The sequence below is a fragment of the Allobosea sp. genome (assembly GCF_051860145.1).
GTDB lineage: Bacteria > Pseudomonadota > Alphaproteobacteria > Rhizobiales > Beijerinckiaceae > Allobosea.
This window is the reverse complement of record NZ_JBHYEM010000001.1, coordinates 345198-362352: the sequence shown is the minus strand read 5'-3', so window position 1 is coordinate 362352 and position 17155 is coordinate 345198. Positions and strand designations below refer to the sequence as shown.

The window sequence follows — 17155 nt, the reverse complement described above, 5'->3', positions numbered from 1 at the left end:
GTCTTTGCCGACGCGCTCGCGCGGTGTCGCTGTATCGAGACGGGAGACTTGAATGACGAAGCCTGGCGGCGAGCGCGTCGAGATCAGATCCGCAAGCAAGATCTATGGATCGGTGCGCGCGCTCGACGACGTCTCGCTCGACATCGCTCCGCAGGAATTCGTTTCGCTGCTCGGCCCATCCGGCTCGGGCAAGACCACCTTGCTCGGCATCCTCGGCGGCTTCGTCCAGCCATCGGGCGGCTCGATCCATTTCGGCGGCCGCGACGTCACTTTCATGCCGCCGCACAAGCGCGACATCGGCATCGTCTTCCAGAACTACGCGCTCTTCCCGCATATGAGCGTCGGCGAGAACGTCGCCTTCCCGTTGCGGGCGAGGCGCCTGCCGAAATCGCTCCATGCCGAGCGCGTCAAAAGCGCGCTCGCGATGGTCGATCTCGCCGGCTACGAGGAGCGCGGCATCGGCCAGCTCTCCGGCGGCCAGCGCCAGCGCGTCGCGCTCGCCCGCGCCATGATCTTCGAGCCGCGCCTGATCCTGATGGACGAGCCGCTCTCGGCGCTCGACAAGCAACTGCGCGAGACCATGCAGATCGAGCTGCGCCAGCTCCACAAGCGGCTCGGCGCGACGATCATCTATGTCACGCATGACCAGCGCGAGGCGCTGACGATGAGCGACCGCGTCGCGATCCTGAAGGACGGCAGGCTCGTCCAGATCGACAAGCCGGAGCGCCTGCACGATCACCCGGCCAACGCCTTCGTCGCGAGCTTCATCGGCGAGGCGACCCTGCTGCCCGTCCAGCGCATCGGCACGGACAGCGTCTCGCTCGCCGGCACGGTGCTGAAGAGCAGCCGGCCGATCGCGCCGAACGGCGAGCTCGTCCTCGCGATCCAGACCGAGAAGCTGCTGATCGAGGACGGCTTCGGCGCGCCGGAGCGCAACCGCTTCTCAGCGCGCGTGACGGATATCGTCTTCCAGGGCGAGAGCCTGCGCGTGTTCCTGTCGCTCGACGACGGCACCACGCTCAGCCTGCGCCAGCCCAGCCATTACGAAGCGGCTCGCCGCATCCCCCCGATCGGCGAGCGGCTCGCCGTCAGCCTCCACCCGCAGGACACGATCATCGTGCCGAAATCCGGCTCCTGATCGCTCCCCTGTTGCGCAACAGCTCAAGAGAAGTCGACACCATGGCCCTCAGCGATTTCAAGGTTCTCACATTCGATGTCGTCGGCACGCTGATCGACTTCGAGGCCGGCGTCCTCGGTGCCGTCCGCCGTATCGGCGGGTCGGCCGCCGCCAAGCTCTCCGACGACGAGATCTTCGCGCCCTATCTCAAGGGCCGCGAGCTCCATTATGAGCGCTCCAGCGAGGCGATGAAGTTCGTCTACCTCCATCTCGCCAAGGAGCTCGGCCTGCCGGCCGACGACCAGGCGGCCGACGCCTTCCAGCACGCGATGTTCCGTCACCCGGCCTTCCCCGATTCCGTCGCGGCACTGGCGCGGCTGCGCAGGCATTTCCGGCTGGTCGCCATGACCAATGCCGACCGCCCGACCTTCACCTTCTATTCGCAGACGCTGGGCAACCCGTTCCATGACAGCGTGACTGCCGACGAGGCGATCCATCCCAAGCCCGACCCGCTGTTCTTCGCCTTCAACCGCGGCCGGCAATCCGCCTTCGGCTTCAAGCAGGAGGAGATCCTCCACGTCGCGCAGAGCCAGCACCACGACATCGGCGTGGCGAAGTCGCTGGGCTACACCACCTGCTGGATCGAGCGGCGCCAGGGCCAGAAGGGCTTTGGCGGCACCCCGGCGGTGCCCGAGATCACGAAGCCCGACTACCATTTCCCGACCCTGAAGGCGCTCGCCGACGCGGTCGAGGCCGAGAAGGCCTGACATGGCCGGCCCCGCCTGGCATGCACTCGATGCGGCGCCGTCGCTCTGGCGGGCGACGGCCAAGCCGCTGCGCGAGCTGCCGGCCCTGGCCGGCGACGCCCAGGCCGACATCGTCATCATCGGGGCGGGCTATACGGGGCTTTCGGCGGCGCATCACCTGGCGCAGAGCGGTCTCTCCCCGATCGTGCTTGAGGCCAACCAGCCCGGCTGGGGCGCGAGCGGCCGCAATGGCGGCGTCATCACCGCCAAGTTCCGCCTGTCCTTCCCGGCGATCGCCGCCGCCCACGGCCGCGACATGGCGAAAAGAATGTACGATATCGCCCATGAGGCGACCGATATCGTCGCCGAACTGGTCGACGCCCATGGCATCGCCGACGCCAATCTGACGCGTTCGGGCCAGGTCAAGGCGGCGCATAACCACGAGACGCTGGCCTATGCCGTGAAGGAAGCCGACTGGCTTCGTGCCGAGCTGGGCGACACCACCATGTCCGTGCTGGATGCCGATCAGGTTCGCAAGGAGACCGGCTCTGCCGGCTTCGTCGGCGGCGTGCTCAATGCCGGCTCGGGCGGCATCCATCCGCTGAACTACCTTCACGGCCTCGCGGAGGGCGTCGCGAAGCGCGGCATCGCCATCCATGGCGGGACGCCGGCGCTGCGCCTGCGAAGAGAGGGCAGCGGCGTGCTGGTCGAGACGCCGGGCGGCGTGGTCCGGGCCAAGCAGGCGATCATCGCCACCAACAGCTATTCCGACCTGACGTCGGCGACAGCCAAGCTTCAGCGCACGCTGATCCCCTTCCGCAGCGCGATCATTGCGACGGAGAGGCTCTCGCCCAATCTCGCGGCAAGCGTGATGCCGACGCGGCGGACCTATACCGAGACCAAGCGGATGATGCGCTGGTTCCGCATGGTCGACGACCGGGTCGTCTTCGGTGGCCGCGGCGCCTTCGGCAAGACGGATTCGCCTGCCGCCTTCCGCGCCCTGCACAAGGCGATGGTCGGCATCTTCCCGCAGGTTGCCGATGTGCCGCTGGCCTTTTCCTGGTCGGGCCTGGTCGCGATGACGCTCGATTCCGTTCCGCATGTCGGGCGCGTCGACGACCGGGTCATGGTCGCCATGGGCTACAACGGCGCCGGCGTCGCGATGTCGAGCCTGATGGGGCGCTATCTCGCCGGTTTCGCCCGTGGCGAGCGGCCTGATGTCGGCCTGCTCGACGCCAGCCGCATGCGGCCTGTGCCCTTTTATCCGCTTCGAGAACCGGCCGTCCGTGCGGTCGCCGGCTGGTACCAGTTTCTAGACGCGATCGGACGGTAGGCCTCGAAGTTCCGATCCAACAACAGGGGAATAGGACATGGCTAAACGACGCTTGAACCTCCGGCTCGCCTGCGCCGCCGCAGGCCTCTCCCTCGCGATGCTGGGCACGGCGCCGGTGCTCGCCGCCGAACAGATCATGTTCGTCTCGCAGGGCGGCGCCTATCAGAAGGCGCAAACCATCGCGATCCTCGATCCGAGCGCCAAGAAGCTCGGCATCACCATCAACCAGGACAGCGTGCCCGACGCCTGGCCGATCATGCGCTCGCAGGTCGCGACCGGGAAGCCGACCTGGGACGTCGTCGACGTCGCCACCAATTTCTGCCTGCGCGGCGGCGAGCAGGGCATCGTCGAGAAGCTCGACTTCAGCAAGATGCCCAATGCGGCGGCGATGCCGGCCGAGTATCGCAGCGACTGGTCGGTCGCCTACGAATTCTATTCCAGCGTGCTCGGCTACAGCCTGAAGAAATATCCGGAGGCGGCCGCCGCTCCCAAGACCTGGACCGATTTCTGGGACGTGAAGAAATTCCCGGGCCGGCGCTCGCTGCGCAACCATCCGCTCGCCACGCTCGAGGCGGCGCTGATGGCCGACGGCGTCGCGCCCGACAAGCTCTACCCGCTCGACGTCGACCGCGCCTTCAGGAAGCTGGAGGAGATCAAGCCGAACATCACCGTCTGGTGGACCTCGGGCGCCCAATCGGCGCAGTTGCTCAGCGATGGCGAGGTCGACATGGTGATGGCCTGGAACGGCCGCATCAGCGCGCTGACGAAAGAGGGCGCCAAGGTCGCCTATACCTATAACCAGGGCATCCTGCAGAGCACCTCGCTGTGCGTGCTCAAGGGCGCGCCCAACCTGCCGACGGCGATCAAGTTCCTGAACGAGGCGGTCGATCCGGTGCACCAGGCCAACCTGCCGCTGCATATCGATTACGGCCCGGCCAATCCCAAGGCCTATGACACCGGCGTCATCCCGGCCGCCCGCGTCGGCGAACTGCCGAGCGCGCCGGACAACGCCAAGGTCCAGGCGCTGATGTCCTATGCCTGGTGGACCTCGCCCGCCGGCGAGGCGGCCGAAAAGCGCTGGCTCTCCTTCGCCCAGAAGTGAGGGGCGCTGGCGTCCGTCATTCTCGGGCGAAGCGAAGCGTAGACCCGAGAATCTCGTGGAAGAGATGCTCGGGTGTGACGAGGGAACGCGATGAACACGCGCACGATCGACCCATCCCTTCGCTACCAGCGCCGCGAGCAGGGGCTGATGCTCCTGCTCGCCTCGCCGGCGGTGCTGGTGATCCTTGCGCTGGTCGTGATCCCTGTCGGCTGGCTGATGGGCCAGTCCTTCTACGACAATGGCTTCACGCTGGAGCACTACCGGCGCATCTTCAGCGAGGAGGTCTACTGGCGCAGCTTCGCCCTGACCTTTCGCATCGCGCTAACGGTGACGCTGCTGACGCTCGTCCTCGGCTATCCCGTCGCCTATGCGGCCGCCCATGCGAGGCGTCCCTGGGACGTGCTGATCCTGAGCTTCGTGATCCTGCCATTCTGGACCAGCGTGCTGGTGCGCGCCTATGCCTGGCTCGTGCTGCTGCAGCGCACCGGCGTGACCAACCAGATGCTCGAGCGCTTCGGGCTCATCGCGGAGCCGCTGGCGCTGGTGCATAACGAGCTCGGCACGGTGATCGCGACCGTGCACATCTTGCTGCCCTTCATGGTGCTGCCGCTCTATTCGACCATGCAGAAGATCCCGCGCGAGCTGATGCTGGCCGGCGCCAGCCTCGGCGGCGGGCCGCTTCATACGTTCCTGCGCGTCTTCCTGCCGCTGTCGCTGCCTGGCGTGGTCGCCGGCCTGACGCTCGTCTTCGTGCTGACGCTCGGCTTCTACATCACGCCGGAACTGCTCGGCGGCGGGCGCACCATCATGATCTCGATGGTCGTGAGCCGGAATGTCGAGCTCTACAATCAATGGGGCGCGGCCAGCGCCGTCGGCGTCGTGCTGCTCGTCTGCGTGCTGGCGATCTTCGCGATCGTCGGCCGCATCATCCCCCTCGACAAGATGCTGGGGCAGAAATGAAACCGCCGCTCCTGCCGCGCCTCGTCTTCGGCCTCTTCGTCGGGCTGGTGCTGATCTATCTGATCCTGCCTTTGCTGATCATCGTGCCGATGTCGTTCTCCGGCACGCGCTTCCTGACCTTCCCGCCGCCCTCCTTCTCGCTGCGCTGGTACGAGGAGTATTTCGGCAATCCGAACTGGATGCAGGCAACGCGGATGAGCCTGACGATCGGCGTGCTGACGGTTCTCGTCGCGACGCCGCTGGGGACGGCCGCCGCCTACGCGATCAGCAACTCGCAGAGCCGGCTGATGCGCTCGCTGCACATGGTGCTGATGTTGCCGCTGATCGTGCCGATCATCATCATCGCGATCGGCGTCTTCTTCATCTACGCCAAGCTCGGCCTGATCCAGACCCTGGCCGGGCTGGTGCTCGCCAATGTCATGCTCGGCCTGCCCTATGTCATCACCTCCGTCATCGCCGGGCTGCAGAGCTTCGACAAGACGCAGGAGATGGTGGCGCGCAGCCTCGGCATGAACCGCTTCCGCGCCTTCCTGACCGTCACCCTGCCGCAGATCAAGGCGAGCGTCTTCGCCGGCGGCATCTTCGCCTTCATCTCGGCCATCGACGAGACCATCATCGCGCTCTTCGTCTCGGGCGGTCAGTACCAGACCCTGACCAAGCGCATGTTCACCGCGCTGCGCGACGAGATCGACCCGACCATCGCCTCGATCTCCACCCTGCTGACGGCGGCCTCGTTCATCCTCGTGCTGCTGGCGATGAGCGGGCAGAAGAAGGCCGTGCCAGCGGCCTAACCGTCCTCGCCGCTTCTCTGGTCCAGCGCCCAGACGAGCAAGCGACCGGACAGGCGCTCGCGGATCCCCGAGGCCTTGTCCAGCCGCATCCGTTGCAGTTCGGCCGAGTGGCTTTGCTGCCGCTCGCCGCCCGACGCCAATGCCGACACCGCAGTTTTCAGCATGCCGCCGCGCGATGCCGTGCGCTCCCGCAGCAGCGACAGCGCCGAGAGCAGGTTCTGTTCGACCGGGGTGAAATCGCTGCCCAGCGGATAGTCCTCGCAGAAGCCCGCTGCCTTCGCCTCCCGCAGGGCCCGGGACACGAATGCCGGCGTGTTGGCGGCCGCCTGCGCCGGCAGCGCGAAACCGCCCTCGGTCTTGCCTGCCGATCGGGCCTGGCGCAGCAGATCGCCGTGGAAGGCGGCATCAGTGATGCCGAGCATGGCTGCGATGCAGTCGCGGTCGCTCGCGCCGCGCAGATCGGCGACGCCGTATTCGGTGATGACGACGTCGCGCAGGTGGCGCGGGATGGTGGTGTGGCCGTAGCTCCACAGGATGCGGGACTGGCGCCGCCCCCTCCAGGCACGCGACGCGTTCAGCGTGATGATCGAGCGCGCGTCGTCCAGCGCGAAGGCCTGGGCCACGAAATTATACTGCCCGCCGACACCGGAGACGACGGCCCCGTCCTCCAGCCCGTCGGAGATCGTGTCGCCGAGCAGGGTCGTCATCATCGCGTTGTTGACGAAACGCGCATGCGCGCGGTCGCGCCGCTTGCGGTCCTCGTCGCCATGCAGTTCGTTGACGAAGGAAATGCCGCGCATCTGGAAGAGCGTGCGCTCCTGCTCCGACAGGTCGCGCAGGAAGGCATAGAATGCTTCCGTGCCGAGAAAGAACCCGGCATGGAGCAGCGCCCCGTCCTCCGCTTGCCGCTTCAGGATGCCGGACCGGTAGAGCTCCATGAAGCCGTCGACGAACATCTCGCTCGCGGCATAGAGCCCCCGCTCGAAGGGCCGCGTCTCGCGGTTCGGCGGAATCCTGCCGTGGCAGAGCGCGGCGAGCGTGCGCTCGAAGAGCTCGGGCGCCCTGTGCCGCATGATCAGGCCGGCGGTCAGGGCGTCGCCGAGCGAGCCGATCCCGATCTGGATCGTGCCGCCATCCTTGACGAGCGAGGCGGCATGGATGCCGATGGCGTGGTCGGCGTCGGAAACCGGCTGCTTCGGCACCACGAACAGGCCGGGTTCGTCCTGCGGCCGGTCCAGAACTAGCTCGAACGCCTCCTCCGACAGCACGGCCTTGCCGCCCATGAAGGGCAGTTGCGAACTGACCTCGCCGGCGAGGATGAAGCGCCGGCCGTCGGCCCGCAGCGCCGGCAGGATGTCGAGCGTGATGTCGGTATTGCAGGACAGGCTGTAGCCGGGTTCCCCACTGGGCGTCTTCGCGACGAGCTGGGCGATGACGTTGACGCCCTTGTCGAGCAGCATCCGCGCCGCATGGGTATAATTGGCGGAGACATAGCGCTGCTGGGCGGAGGGGACGCCGAGCCAGCGCCCGGCGAGCAGGAAGAACTCGCTGACGGTGATGTTGGCCGGCAGCTTGCCGTCGCGCAGGGCCTGCGCATAGGCCAGCCGCTCATAGCGCCCGAACAGCCGCTCGATGATCGGCTCCAGGAAACGCCGCTCGAGATCGGCCTGCGGGGCCGGCGGCTCGAGCGTCAGCGCCGTGAAGATGTCGAGTGAGACCGCCTTGTCGGCAGCGGCACGGCGATAAAGGGCGTTGGCGATGCGTCCCGCCTTGCCGAGACCGAGCGGAAGCCCGAGCACGACCTTGCCGTCCAGCGCCTCCACGATCCGGTCGGCAATCGCATCGGGATCGTCGTGAACCTGCGGCCGGGCCATGACTAGCTCTCGGCGCGCAGCGTCCGCCACCCTTCGTCGGGCGCGAAGCGCGGCCCGTATCTCTCCTCGAGGCGCATCAGGGTCGCGACGACCTCGTCGATCCCGCGGCTCCTGGCGTAATGCAGTGGGCCGCCGCGGAACGGCGCGAAGCCGGTGGCGAAGATCATGGCGCCGTCGATCGTGTCGGCGTCCGGCGCCACGCCTTCGCGCAGCAGCCGGACGCAGGTGTTGAGCATCGGCAGGATCAGCCGGTCGGCTGCATCCGCCGGCGGCTCGCCCGCCTCGGCTTTCTTCGGCCTGCCCTTGTCGTCGTAGTCGTAGAGCCCCTTGCCGGACTTGGCGCCGAGCTCGCCCGCCTCGACCTTGGCCGCGAGCCAGCCTGGAACCTCCGGCACCTCGTCGGGAAAGGCCTGCCTGAGGCTGCGCGCAACCTCCAGCCCGATATCGAGGCCGACACGATCGGCGAGCTCGATCGGCCCCATCGGCATCCCGAAATCGGTGGCCGCGCGATCGATGGTTTCCTTGGCGACGCGCTCGTCGAGCATCAGGAAGGCTTCGACGAGATAGGGGGTGAGAGCCCGGTTCACGAGGAAGCCCGGTGAGCTCTTCACCGGCGCCGGAAGCTTGCCGATCGAGCCCGTGAAGGCGCGCGCCCGGTTCAGGACCTCGTCATCCGCCCGGTCGTGCGAGACGATCTCGACGAGGTCCATCTTCGTCACGGGGTTGAAGAAGTGGATGCCGACCAGCCGTTCGGGATGCGGCAGCCCTTCGCGCAGCGTGTCGAGCGGGATGCTGGAGGTATTGGTCGCGAGGATCGCGCCCGGCTTCAGCTGCGGCGCGATCGCCTCGAAGAGCTTGCGCTTGGCCTCGGTCTTCTCGGCGATCGCCTCGATCACCAGATCGGCGCGCGCGACGCCGTCTCCGGCGAGGTCGGGCATCAGCCGGTCGAGCGCGTCGCGCCGCTCGATCCTTGCGTGAAGCTTGCGGTCGTAGAACGTGCTCGCGGTTCGGATCGCCTTCCCCAGCGCCTTCGCGTCGAGATCGGCGAGCGTGACGCGCAGGCCGCGGGCGGCGCACAAGGCGGCGATCTCCGCCCCCATCGCGCCGGCTCCGACGACATGGACATGGGACATGCCGCTTTCGCCCTTGCCGTTCGCCCGCAAGCCCTCGCGCAGGAAGAAGACGCGGATCAGGTTCTGCGCGGTTTCGCCTGTCAGGAGCTCGGCAAAGGAGCGGATCTCGGCATCCTGCAGCGTGTCCTGCTCGGCGCCGTGCTCCTCCCAGAGCGCGATCAGGCGGGAGGGCGCCGGATAGTGCCGGGCCGGCGCCTTCTTCTCGGCTTCGGCGCGCATGCGCTTGGCCGCGAACCTGCGGACCAGGGAGAGGTTGAAGGCGTTCACCTTCCAGTGCTGCGCCCCGCTTTTCAGCCGGCCCGCCGCGACGGCCTCGACCGCGGCGGCGACGTGCCGCTCCTCGACCACGGCGTCGACGAGCCCGAGCCGCTTCGCCTTGCCGGCATAAACCGACGCGCCCGTCAGCATCATCGTCATCGCCTGGAACGGGTCGATCAGGCCAGGCAGGCGGAATGTTCCGCCCAATCCCGGATGCAGGCCGAGCAGGATTTCGGGGAAGCCGAGCTTCGCATCGGGAAGCGCGATGCGGAAGCGGCAGGCGAGCGCCAGTTCGAGGCCGCCGCCGAGGCAATGGCCATGGATCACCGCGACGGTGGGGATCGCGAGGCCCGCGAGGCGATCGACGACGCGATGCGCCTGCCGCAGGCGTTCCTCGATCGTGGCGGCATCGGTGATGCCTCTGAATTCGCGGATGTCGGCTCCCGCCGCGAAGCCGCTGACCTTGGCCGAGCGGATGGCGAGTGCGCGCGCGCCGGTCTCCATGACCGTGGAGAGCATCTCATTCAGCTCGATGAGGACCTCTTCGGACAGCGTGTTCGCGCTTTCGCCGGCACGGTCGAGCGTCAGCCAGGCGATGCCGTCCTCCGCCGCCAGCCGCCAATGCCGTAGCTCCTTGACGAGAGAACCGGGGCCCCGCTCCATCTCGCGATCGCGCAGCGCCGCGCGCACGCCGTTCAGGACAGGGTTCATGCCGCCTCCAGCAGCATTGCGCCGCCCTGGCCGCCGCCGATGCATTCCGTCGCGATGCCGCGCCGCTCGCCGTGCTGGCGTAGCGCCTGGGCCAGGTGGAGCACGATCCGGTTGCCGCTCGTGCCGACCGGATGGCCGAGGCTGATCGCGCCGCCATCGACATTGAGCCGCCGGTGCTCGATGCGCCCGAAAGCGTCGTCGAGGCCGAGCACGTCCCGGCAGAATTCGGGACTCTCCCAGGCGGCCAGGCAGGCCAGGACCTGCGCGGCGAAGGCTTCGTTGAGCTCCCAGAGGCCGATATCCGGCCGCGTCAGCCGGTGCCGCTCCAATAGCGGCGTCACCGACATCACCGGCCCGAGCCCCATGATCGAGGGATCGAGCCCGGCCCATTCGCTGTCGACGATGCGCGCCAGCGGGGCGAGCTTGTGCCGCGCGACCGCAGCCTCCGAGGCGAGGATCACCCAGGAGGCGCCGTCGGTGATCTGCGAGGAATTGCCGGGCGTGACCTTGCCATAGGGCTTCTCGAAGACGGGGCCGAGCCTGGCGAGCTTCTCGAGCGAGGTGTCGGGGCGCACGCCGTCATCGGCCTCGTAGACATTGCCGTCCGGCGCGATCGCGGGCAGCACCTCCGAGGCCAGGCGCCCTTCCTCCTGCGCCTTCGCCAGGCGCCGATGGCTTTCGAGCGCATAGGCGTCGGCAGCCGCGCGCGAGATCTCGAAGAGATGCGCCAGCACCTCGGCGGTCTGGCCCATGTTGAGCTCGGTGACCGGGTCGGTCAGGCCGCGCTCCAGCCCGATCACCGGCTTGAGGAAGCTGGGGCGCAGGCCCCCGAGCGCCGCCAGCCGCTGACTGAGGCTTTTCGCCGTGGCGAAGCGCGCGAACCATTCCGTCGCGCCGCGGTTTAGCACCAGCGGCGCATGGCTCAGCGCTTCCGCGCCGCCGGCCAGGATCAGCTCCGCCTTGCCCGCCTCGATCGTCCGGAACGCGGTGTCGATCGACTGCATGCCGGAGCCGCAATTGATCTGGACCGTGAAGGCCGTCATGGCCTCGCCCATGCCGAGCCGCAGCGCCGCGACGCGGGCCGGGTTCATCTCGTCGGCGATGACGTTGACGCAGCCGAGAATGACCGTGTCGAAGGCGTCGGCTCCGAAGGGCTGCCGGGCGAGGAGCGGCCTGCCGCATTGCACGGCGAGATCGACCGGCGTGAACGGCCCGGGCTTTCCCCTGGCGCGCAGGAACGGCGTCCTCGCGCCATCGACGATATAGACCGGGCGCCCCGCCGCGATGCTTTCGCCGCTCGGCCTGGCTTTGCGCGAGGGGCTTGCAGTTTTCCTGACGCGCTCGGCCATCATTCGGCCGCCTCGCGCCGGGCAGCCGCCTCGCGCCGCGGCCTCGGCTTCGGCCGCTCGGTTCGATGCTGCTTTGCGAGCGGCGAGACCTCCTCCATCGGGAAGGCGTCGACCGCCACCACGCGTTGCACGGCGGCCTGGGCCTCGCCGAGCCGGGCCAACTCCTCCGCGTCGATCACGCCGCGGCTGTGGGCCTCCTCGGCATCGCGGATCCTGGCCTTGCGCATCTTCTGTTCCGCTGGCGCGCAGGCTGCGACGAGCCGGAACGCCTCTTCGAGGTGGCGGGCCGGATGGTCCTCGCGCCCCTCGCCGAGATAGAGCCCGGGCGTCAGGCGCTCGCGCTGTGCGGAGGGCTCCAGCAAGGTCGCCGCGACCCTGTTCGTCAATTCGTCCGGAGGCGTCGCATAGGGCACGCCGGCAGGGAAGGCGAGGAAGCGGACGAGCCAGCTTGCCCAGCGCGCCGGCAGGTTCGCGAGAACGCCGTCGAACGCGACCGCGATCCGGTCGACGCCCTGTAGCATGATGTAGTCGACGATCGGCCGGTCCTCCTCCTGCCGTCCCTCGTCCTCGTAGCGCTTCAGCGCCGCGCCCAGCAGATAGAGCTCGGCCAGGATGTCGCCCATGCGCGCCGAGAGCATCTCCCGGCGCTTGAGCGCGCCGCCGAGGGTCAGCAGGGCGAGGTCGGACAGGAGCGCGAAGGCGGATGCGAGGCGCGACAATTGCCGCCAGTGATGCGGCAGCGCGACATTGTCCGGCGCCGGCGCGAGGCGGCTGCCCGTCCAGCCCCGACCGAGGCTGCGGAACGCATTGCCGAGCGCGTGGCGGGCATGTGCCCAGAAGCTGCGGTCGAAGGCATCGAGCCCGGCCTTCCGGTCGGGATCGGACAGCGCCTCCAGCTCGGCGAGCATATAGGGATGCGAGCGGATCGCGCCCTGGCCGAAGATCATCAGGTTGCGGGTGAGGATATTGGCGCCCTCGACGGTGATGCCGATCGGCACCGAGCGGTGTTGCCCACCGAGATAGTTGCGCGGCCCGTCGATGATGCCCTTGCCGCCATGGATATCCATGGCCTTTTCGACCGAGCGGCGCATGTGTTCGGTCGCGTGGTATTTCATGATCGCCGAGACCACCGACGGCCTGTGGCCCTCGTCGAGCGCCGCGACCGTCAGGCGGCGGGCGGCGTCGATCAGATAGGCGTTGGCGGCGAGATCGGCGAGATGTTCGCGAATGCCCTCGAAATCGCCGATCGCGACGTTGAACTGGCGCCTGATGCGGGCATAGGCGCCGGTGACGCGCGCGCACATCGCAGCCGAGCCGGCCGATTGCGAGGGCAGCGAGATGCCGCGCCCGGCCGCGAGCGCAGTCATCAGCATCGTCCAGCCCTGGCCGATCTGCTTCTGGCCGCCGAGAACCCAGTCGAGCGGGATGAAGACGTCCTTGCCGTAAAGCGGGCCGTTCTGGAAATGGGTGAACTGGGGCAGGTGCCGCTCGCCATGGCTGACGCCAGCCGTCGCGGTCGGGATCAGGGCGACGGTGATGCCGCGCTCGACGCCTTCGCCGAGCAGATTGTCGGGATCGCGCAGCTTGAACGCCAGCCCCATCACCGTCGCGATGGGCCCCAGCGTGATGTAGCGCTTGTGGAAGTTCAGCCTGATGCCGAGCACGCGCTTGCCCTCGTGCTCGCCTTCCTCGACCACGCCGAGATCGGTCATCGCGGCCGCATCCGAGCCCGCATCCTCCGAGGTCAGGCCGAAACACGGGATCTCGCGGCCGTCGGCGAGGCGCGGCAGCCAATAGTCCTGCTGCTCCTGCGTGCCGAAATGCAGCAACAATTCGCCGGGGCCGAGCGAGTTCGGGACCATGACGGTGACGCCTGCGACCACGCTGGCGGTCGAGACGGTCCGGACCACCTCCGAATGCATCGTGTTCGAGAAGCCGAGCCCGCCGAACTTCTCCGGGATGATCATCCCGAAGAACTTCTGCTTGCGCATGAAGGACCAGACCTCCTTCGGCAGGTCGTGATCCCGCCAGGTGATCTGCCAATCGTCGATCATGGCGCAGAGCTGGCGGACCGGTCCGTCGATGAAGGCCTGCTCGCGCGCCGTCAGCTTGGCCGGCGGCAGGGCCAGAAGCTTCTCCCATCTGGGATTGCCCGAGAAGAGCTCGCCATCCCACCAGACCGTGCCGGCGTCGATCGCGTCGCGCTCGGTCTCCGAGATGGGCGGCAGAACGCCACCCGCCCACCGGAACAGCGGCTTGGTCAGGTAATCCCGTCGCAGATCGCGTAGGCCCATCGATGTCCCCCTGCTGTTTCGGGAATGCATAGGGTGGCGAATTGTTCCTGAATCAGAGCCGGAACGGAAGGGGCTGCCCGCGCATCGAGCCAATGCCGACGCGTGGCGCCGCCTTGGCTCTGATCTCGATCTGACGAGTAGGATCGAAGGAATCTGTTGCGGCCGATCGTGAAAAGCAGGGCGCCCCGGTCTCGGTCGCGGAATCCACCTTTTCAGGAAATGAAAAGGTTTACTTAGCAAAAATGTGGCGCATTATGGCGATGATCGTGGATGTAAACGTTTTCTTTCTGCTTGCCGAGCGTTCCTCGGCAGCACAAGTCGCATCCGTCAAAACAAGGGGAACAGCATGTCGACGGACACCCTCGCCAATCCTGGAAATCTCGCCGGAGGGCTGCATGCGGAGCGGCGCCGTGCCGCAGTTTCGATCGTGGTCGGCAACGCGCTCGAATGGTTCGATTTCGCGACCTACGCCTTTCTCGCCACGGTCATCGCCAGGAACTTCTTCCCCGCCGGCGATGAGACCACCGCCCTGCTCAGCACCTTCGCGGCGTTCGGCATCGGCTTCGTCGCAAGGCCGATCGGCGCGATCTTCTTCGGGCGGCTCGGTGATACGCGCGGGCGCAAGCTGGCTTTGCTCATCGCGATGCCGCTGATGGGGTTCGGCACCCTGCTGATGGGCCTGATCCCGCCTTATGCCACAATCGGCGTGGCGGCGCCGCTGCTGCTGATCTTGGGGCGTCTGCTGCAGGGCTTCTCGGCCGGTGGCGAACTCGGCAATGCGGTAGCCTTCCTCGTCGAGTGGGCGCCGCCAAGGCGCAGGGCGCTCTTCAGCAGCCTGCAGCAATGCAGCACGATCGGGGGCACCTTGCTCGGCTCGGGCGCCGCGGCGATGCTGACATCCGTGCTGACACCGGAGGCCTTGGATAGCTGGGGCTGGCGTCTGCCCTTCATTTTCGGCGGGCTCGTGATAGCGCCGCTCGGCTGGTATCTGCGCAGCAAGGTCGACGAGACGCCGGTCTTCGAGCAGGCCAGCGCCGTTCCCGTCAAGGCGCCGGCTGGCGCTGGCGGCGACGCCTCGCCCTGGCTGATGGGCGCCAAGACGATGGGGCTGTCCATCGTCTGGACGGTCTCGTTCTATGTCTTCCTGAACTACCTGCCGAGCTTCCTGCCGAAATATGCCGGAACCTCGCCGGCCGCGGCGCTCTGGGCCAATACGGCCGGGCTCTTCGTGATGATGCTGGCAATTCCGGCCTGGGGGCTGATCTCCGATCGCATCGGGCGCAGGCCGCTCTTGCTGGCCGGCGCCATCGCTTTCCTGATCCTGCCTTATCCCTTGTTCGGCATCTTGCTGGGCGGGGCTTCGCCATTGACGGTTTTCGCCGCCATCGTCGCTTCGGGGCTGCTGATCGCCATCTTCGCCGGCGTTGCTCCGGCAACGATGTCGGAGATGTTCCCGACGCATTTACGGACCACCGGCATGTCGGTCGGCTTTGGTCTCGCCACGGCGATCTTCGGCGGGTTCTCGCCCTTCATCTCGACATGGCTCATCAGTGCCACCGGCTCGCCGCTCGCGCCGACATTCTACGTCATGGCGGCCGCCCTGATCTCGACGCTGGTGATCCTCACATTGCGGGAAACCGCGCATGACGATCTGAAATGAGCCGGGAAACTCGCGGGTGACCGCATTGCGCGCGCCTCGAAGCGCGCGCAATGCGGTAGCGCAGCCTTCACGCTGCGGTTACTGATGATCGCCGATCACGCGGCGGATCCGGGAGCCCCAGCAGAAATGGCCGAGAAGCGAGGTGTTTTCCGGGTCGCTGAGAGCGCCGGCGTCTCGATTGCCACCGTTTCGCGGGCATTCAACGAGCCGGCGCTCGTCCGTGAGGACGTTCGCAAGCGGATTCTCGAGGTGGCCAATGCGCTCGGCTATGTTCCGAATTCGGCCGCCAAGGCGCTCCGCTTGCAACGAACGCATATCGTGGGGGCTGTCATTCCGACGCTTGACCACGCGATTTACGCGAGGCTCGTCAACGCCTTTCAGGCGCAGATGTCGGCCTCCGGCTACACGGTGGTCGTCCTGGCTGTCGGCTTCGACAACACCCATGTCGCGGCCTCGATCAAGCAGGTCGTAGAACGCGGGGCCGAGGCCTTGATGATCGTCGGCTCGATCGAGGATGACGAGCTCCGGCATTTCCTGAAGACGAAGAGGACGCCGGTCGTCCAGACCTACTCCTTCGCGTCCGAGCGGGACCATCCCGCCGTCGGCTTCGACAACGCCGCCGCCATGCGCGCCGTGATCGATCATCTTTTGAGCCTCGGGCACAGGCACCTGGCCATGCTGGCGGGGCCGACCCGGGGCAATGACCGGCAGATGGCGCGGGTCGGGGCCTTTCACGCGGCTCTCGCCGAGGCCGGCATCGAAGCGGGCCCGGTCATCGAGAAGCGCTACACGTTCCAGCACGGCATCGATGCCCTTGGCGAGATCCGGGCCGATCATCCGCGCACGACGGCGATCGTCTGCAGCAGCGACATCCTGGCTTTTGGCGTGCTTCACGCCTGCCGCAGCGCCGGGCTGACCGTTCCGGACGACATCTCGGTAACCGGTTTCGATGATCTCGATTTCGCGGCTTTGCTCGACCCGCCCTTGACGACGATCGCAATCGGAGCCGACGCGATGGGGCGCATCGCCGGCGAGCGGATCGTCGCTGCTCTCGAGGGCGGCCCCGCCGAGGGACTCTGTCTCCCGACCCGCCTCGTCCTGCGGGCCTCGACCGCCGGACCGAGAGCCCGCCTTTCGATATGAGACAAAACCCGGAATGCCGAAATCAGTGCTTGCGCAAAAATGAAAACCTTTACATTCTCTATCAACACCGTTTCGGACGCATAGAGCGACGCGAGCGGCGGAGCACCGGCAGAGGTTCAAACGCGCCCGGGCGGCGCGCCAGATCGATAGGTTTCCCATGGAGACGCAGCGCGGAAATAGTCGGGGTGGAGCGGTCATGATCCTGCCGCCCGAGGGCGGCGACAATTATTGGCAGCCGGAGCCTGCCAACGGGCACATCTCGGTCAGGGTCGCGCCACGCCTCGTCGACATGGAGCACCCGGTCGGCCTCGGCACGCAGACGCTGCCGCCTGGCGGCTTCGTCCGCGAGCACGCCCATGACCGCAACGAGGAGGTGCTCCACTTCATCTCGGGCACCGGCAAGGCGCTGATCGACGGGGTCGAGCACGAGCTGAAGCCGGGCGTGACGATTTTCGTCGGCAAGAACCGGCGGCACAAGTTCATCAATGACGGCGAGGGCGAGCTGCACTGGGTCTGGCTGATCGTGCCCAACGGGCTCGAGGATTTCTTCGAGGCCATCGGCCGGCCGAAACAGATCGGCGGCGTCGACCCGACACCCTTTCCGAGGCCTGCCGATGTGGCCGAGATCGAACGCCGGACGGTTTTTGCGCCCGGCAGCGAGAAGACCTGAACGCCGGCAGATAA

At 67.4% G+C, this 17155-nt stretch carries 13 protein-coding genes; 9 read left to right on the top strand and 4 right to left on the bottom strand.

Going from position 1 to position 17155, the window contains the following annotated elements; translation table 11 throughout:
- Positions 1-52 precede the first annotated feature (52 nt).
- The 6 genes from ACTIF2_RS01685 (at position 53) to ACTIF2_RS01660 (ending at position 6049) form a co-directional block, all read left to right on the top strand.
- Positions 53-1138, top strand: coding sequence for an ABC transporter ATP-binding protein (locus ACTIF2_RS01685; protein WP_439495281.1), 1086 nt, complete (start codon positions 53-55; stop codon positions 1136-1138).
- Positions 1139-1179: 41 nt separating this feature from the next.
- Entirely contained in the window at positions 1180-1884 is a 705-nt protein-coding gene (locus ACTIF2_RS01680; RefSeq protein ID WP_439495280.1) for an HAD-IA family hydrolase, read from the top strand.
- A gap of 1 nt (position 1885) precedes the next feature.
- Positions 1886-3196 (top strand): NAD(P)/FAD-dependent oxidoreductase, encoded by a 1311-nt coding sequence (locus ACTIF2_RS01675; protein WP_439495279.1) that lies wholly within the window; start codon positions 1886-1888, stop codon positions 3194-3196.
- A gap of 37 nt (positions 3197-3233) precedes the next feature.
- Positions 3234-4298 (top strand): ABC transporter substrate-binding protein, encoded by a 1065-nt coding sequence (locus tag ACTIF2_RS01670; protein WP_439495278.1) that lies wholly within the window; start codon positions 3234-3236, stop codon positions 4296-4298.
- A 90-nt stretch (positions 4299-4388) separates the two neighbouring features.
- Positions 4389-5258, top strand: a complete 870-nt coding sequence (locus ACTIF2_RS01665; protein WP_439495277.1) for an ABC transporter permease — start codon at positions 4389-4391, stop codon at positions 5256-5258.
- The gene (locus ACTIF2_RS01660; RefSeq protein ID WP_439495276.1) at positions 5255-6049 is read left to right on the top strand and encodes an ABC transporter permease; all 795 of its coding nucleotides are present in this window, start codon (positions 5255-5257) and stop codon (positions 6047-6049) included. The genes ACTIF2_RS01665 and ACTIF2_RS01660 overlap by 4 nt, the downstream gene beginning before the upstream one ends.
- Here the strand turns inward: ACTIF2_RS01660 and ACTIF2_RS01655 are convergent.
- From ACTIF2_RS01655 to ACTIF2_RS01640, 4 genes are read right to left on the bottom strand one after another with little or no spacing between them, the layout of a single operon-like run.
- Positions 6046-7923 (bottom strand): acetyl-CoA hydrolase/transferase C-terminal domain-containing protein, encoded by a 1878-nt coding sequence (locus ACTIF2_RS01655; RefSeq protein WP_439495275.1) that lies wholly within the window; start codon positions 7921-7923, stop codon positions 6046-6048. The genes ACTIF2_RS01660 and ACTIF2_RS01655 overlap by 4 nt on opposite strands.
- 2 nt (positions 7924-7925) lie before the next feature.
- Positions 7926-10025 (bottom strand): 3-hydroxyacyl-CoA dehydrogenase NAD-binding domain-containing protein, encoded by a 2100-nt coding sequence (locus ACTIF2_RS01650; protein WP_439495274.1) that lies wholly within the window; start codon positions 10023-10025, stop codon positions 7926-7928.
- On the bottom strand, positions 10022-11374 hold the full coding sequence (locus ACTIF2_RS01645; protein ID WP_439495596.1) for an acetyl-CoA C-acetyltransferase: 1353 nt from the start codon (positions 11372-11374) through the stop codon (positions 10022-10024). The genes ACTIF2_RS01650 and ACTIF2_RS01645 overlap by 4 nt, the downstream gene beginning before the upstream one ends.
- Positions 11374-13668: an acyl-CoA dehydrogenase gene (locus ACTIF2_RS01640; protein ID WP_439495273.1), complete on the bottom strand. Its 2295-nt coding sequence runs from the start codon at positions 13666-13668 to the stop codon at positions 11374-11376. Before ACTIF2_RS01640 ends, ACTIF2_RS01645 begins: the two co-directional genes overlap by 1 nt.
- A 346-nt stretch (positions 13669-14014) precedes the next feature.
- On the opposite strand from ACTIF2_RS01640, the gene ACTIF2_RS01635 reads away from it, so the two are divergent.
- The 3 genes from ACTIF2_RS01635 (at position 14015) to ACTIF2_RS01625 (ending at position 17141) form a co-directional block, all read left to right on the top strand.
- Positions 14015-15328 carry an MFS transporter gene (locus ACTIF2_RS01635; RefSeq protein WP_439495272.1) on the top strand — a complete coding sequence of 438 codons (1314 nt, stop codon included), beginning with the start codon at positions 14015-14017 and terminating at the stop codon, positions 15326-15328.
- A 126-nt stretch (positions 15329-15454) separates the two neighbouring features.
- The gene (locus ACTIF2_RS01630) at positions 15455-16471 is read left to right on the top strand and encodes a LacI family DNA-binding transcriptional regulator (RefSeq protein ID WP_439495271.1); all 1017 of its coding nucleotides are present in this window, start codon (positions 15455-15457) and stop codon (positions 16469-16471) included.
- Positions 16472-16667: 196 nt separating this feature from the next.
- Positions 16668-17141 (top strand): cupin domain-containing protein, encoded by a 474-nt coding sequence (locus tag ACTIF2_RS01625; protein WP_439495270.1) that lies wholly within the window; start codon positions 16668-16670, stop codon positions 17139-17141.
- The last annotated feature ends 14 nt before the right edge of the window (positions 17142-17155 follow it).